Below are 3085 nucleotides of genomic sequence, written 5' to 3'. Positions count from 1 at the left end.
GCTGCCGCTGCACACCCACCGGGGACAACTCGGCGTGCAGCGACTCGGTCAACGTCTCGACGATCTGGTCGAGCCGGTCCACCGCCTCCCAGGTGCGGGCCACCTGCCCGGGCAGACCGGGGGCGTTGCGGTGGCGCATCCGGCTGTTGCGCGAGGCGCGCTGGCAGGCACCGTCGTTGTCGCGGCAGTAGCGAAACGGTCGACCCGCGCCGACACGCTGCGGCACCGGCGCTCCACAGTGGGCGCACGGGCGGGTCTCGGCAGTGCTGGGCTGGGCGTCCATCGAGGGCGAAGTCTAGTGCCGGCCGATCAGCTCGCCGCCCGGGCCGTCGCGTCCAGGGTGTAGCGGCGTTGCAGCAGCACCGCCGCCAGCATCGCCACCGCCGGCAGCAACCCGAAGCCGTAGCGGACCGCCGCGAGCGCGGCGTCCGGCTGCACCGGTGACTCACCGGCCGTGGAGGCCACGAAACCACCCACGGTCAGGCACAGCGCGTACGCGTACGGCCCCAGGGCCGCGCCGGTGGCCTCGGTGGCCGTCCACACCCCGGTGTAGGTGCCGGCCCCGGTGCCGCCGGCGTTGCGGATCACGTCGGGCAGCATCGAGAACGGCAACAGCTGCATGCCGGCGAACGCCACCCCGAGCACCGCCACCGCGCCGATGAGCACCGGCAGGCCGGCAGGTCGGCCCACCGCCAGCACCAGGGAGCCGATCGCGAACGCGCCCTGCGCGCCGAGCAGCGCCCGCTGCTTGCCGACGCGTCGGGCCACCACCAGCCAGGCCGGGGTGACCAGCAGCGCCGGTGCCACGAACGCGGCCACCAGCACCGTGGTCAGGCCGGGGGCGCGCAGCTCGTACTCGGCGTAGTAGGGCACCCCGGCGAGCACCAGGTGGGTGGTGGTGGACATCGCCAGGTACGCGGCGACCAGCCACCGGAACTGCCTGTCGCGCAGCGCTGTGCGCAACGCCCGCCACCCGCCGTGCCCGGGCGCGGTGCTGGCCGGCGCGGACCCGCGCAGCCGGGCGATGCCGGCGACACCGACCAGCATGGCCACCAGCATCCCCACGGCCAGGACCACGCCCATCCGCTGGTAGCCGCCGCGCGTCGCGGCGTCGCCGCCGGTGAGCAGCGGGGCCAGCAGCCCGGAGACCAGGATGCCCAGGGTCAGCACCACCATCCGGAACGCCATCAGCCGGGTGCGTTCGTGGTAGCCGATGCGCAGGTCGGCCGGGGTGGCCAGGTAGGGGACCTGGTAGGCGGCGAAGAGCAGGTTGCCGGCGATGAAGAACACCGCCACCCACGCGGCGGCCGGCGTGCCGGTCAGGCCGCCGGGCACCGCGAAGAGCGCGGCGAACGCGACCGGCAGGGCGCAGCCGATCAGCAGCAGGCGACGACGGTCGCCGCGTCGGGTCTGCTCGACGTCGGCGCGGTGCCCCACCCACGGGTGCAGCAGCACGTCGGCGACCTTCGGCAGCAGCAGCGCCAGGCCGGCCAGCCACGGCGCGACGGCCAGCACGTCGGTGAGGAAGTAGAGCAGCAGCAGGCCGGGCACTGTCACCCAGACGCCCATGCCGAGCGAGCCGGCCGCGAAGCCCGCCAGCGGGCCGCGTGGCAGCGTCGCGTCGGTGGCGGCCGCGGGCCGCCGGTCCAGCCCGGTCATCGCCGCATCCTCTCCACAATCCAACGGTTGCTGGATTCTAGGGGCAGAATGGCGCCATGACCATGCCCCGCCGCCGCCCGGGTCGGCCCCGCCGCGACGAGACCCGGCCGACCCGCGAGGTGGTGCTCACCGCGGCGACCGCGCTCTTCGCCGAGCGGGGCTTCGACGCCGTCGGGCTGCGGGAGGTCGCCGCCGCCGCCGGCGTCGACGTCGCCACTGTCGCGCACCACACGGGTACGAAGGCAGCGCTCTACGACGCGTGCTTCGCCCGGGTGTTCGCCGCCGAGCGGGACGTCCTCAACGAGGCCGCCGAGCAGGCCCGCGCCGCCCTCGACGCCGGTCCGGACGCGGCGCGAAGAGCCCTGCACGAGCTGGTCGACGTCTTCGTCGACTTCCTGGAGGACCGCCCCGAGACCACCGCGCTGTGGCTGCGCCGCTGGTTGGAACCGCAGCGGCACGCCGAGCTCGACCAGCGCTACGCCGACCCGTTGTACCGGCTGGTCGCGGAGCTGCTCACCGCCGCCGCGGCGACCGGCGCCCTCGCCGAGCCGACCCCGCACATCACCGTGCGCAGTCTGGTGTGGGCGACGCACGGGCATGTGGTGGCGCTGGCCGCGGGCGCGCCCGGCGCTCGGGAACGGCGCGAGTTCCGGGCGTTCGTGCATCGTCTGCTCGACGGGCTCTACGGATCGCCGACCCCTTGACGGGCCGCCGCCACGCGACGATTATCCATCAGACGTTGGATTAATGGGGGCGGCAATGGGCGTACCACCTCGGGTGGCGGTGATCGGGGCTGGTGCCGCCGGGCTCGCCGCGGTCAAGGCACTACGCGACGTCGACGTGGCAACGGTGGGCTTCGAGGCCGCCGGCCAGGTCGGTGGCCTCTGGGTGTACGGGGCGCCCGACTCGCCCGCGTACCGCACGCTGCACCTCAACACCAGCCGTGGTCGCACCCAGTTCGCCGACCACCCGATGCCGACCGACTGGCCCGACTACCCCGACCACAGTCGTGTCGCCGGTTACCTCGCCGACTACGCCACGCGTTTCGGGCTGGCCGACACCATCCGGCTGGGTCACACCGTCGAGCGGGTCACCCAGCATCCCGACGGCACCTGGACGGTGGCCGCCAGCGGCCCGAGCGGCCCGGTCGAGGTCACTGTCGACGCCGTCGTCGTCGCCAACGGGCACAACCGGGTGCCCCGCCTCCCCGACCCCGGCTACCCCGGCAGCTTCACCGCCGAGCAGATCCACAGCCACGACTACCGGGGTCCGGAGCAGTTGGCCGGCCGGCGGGTCCTGGTCGTCGGCGGCGGCAACTCCGCGATGGACATCGCCGTCGACGCGTCGTACGCCGCCACCCGCACCCTGCTGTCGCTGCGCCGAGGCGTCTGGGTGGTACCGAAGTACCTGCTGGGACGACCCTCGG

At 74.3% G+C, this 3085-nt stretch carries 3 protein-coding genes and 1 pseudogene; 2 read left to right on the top strand and 2 right to left on the bottom strand.

The window, feature by feature from the left end:
- Positions 1-283, bottom strand: a pseudogene (locus ABZ749_RS32705) (hypothetical protein); the annotation flags it as partial.
- A gap of 26 nt (positions 284-309) precedes the next feature.
- A complete protein-coding gene (locus tag ABZ749_RS32700; protein WP_357234692.1) occupies positions 310-1659 on the bottom strand; it encodes an MFS transporter in 1350 nt (449 codons plus the stop codon).
- A gap of 62 nt (positions 1660-1721) precedes the next feature.
- On the opposite strand from ABZ749_RS32700, the gene ABZ749_RS32695 reads away from it, so the two are divergent.
- Both ABZ749_RS32695 and ABZ749_RS32690 read left to right on the top strand, forming a co-directional pair.
- Complete coding sequence (locus tag ABZ749_RS32695) at positions 1722-2363, top strand: TetR/AcrR family transcriptional regulator (protein WP_355007583.1); 642 nt, start codon at positions 1722-1724, stop codon at positions 2361-2363.
- Between the two features lie 55 nt (positions 2364-2418).
- The coding region (locus tag ABZ749_RS32690) for an NAD(P)-binding domain-containing protein (RefSeq protein ID WP_357234689.1) at positions 2419-3085 on the top strand (667 nt) is incomplete at its 3' end.

Source organism: Micromonospora sp. NPDC047753 (genome assembly GCF_040642735.1).
Lineage (GTDB): Bacteria > Actinomycetota > Actinomycetes > Mycobacteriales > Micromonosporaceae > Micromonospora.
Note: the sequence above shows the minus strand (reverse complement) of the source record. Positions and strands in the feature narration are given on the sequence as shown.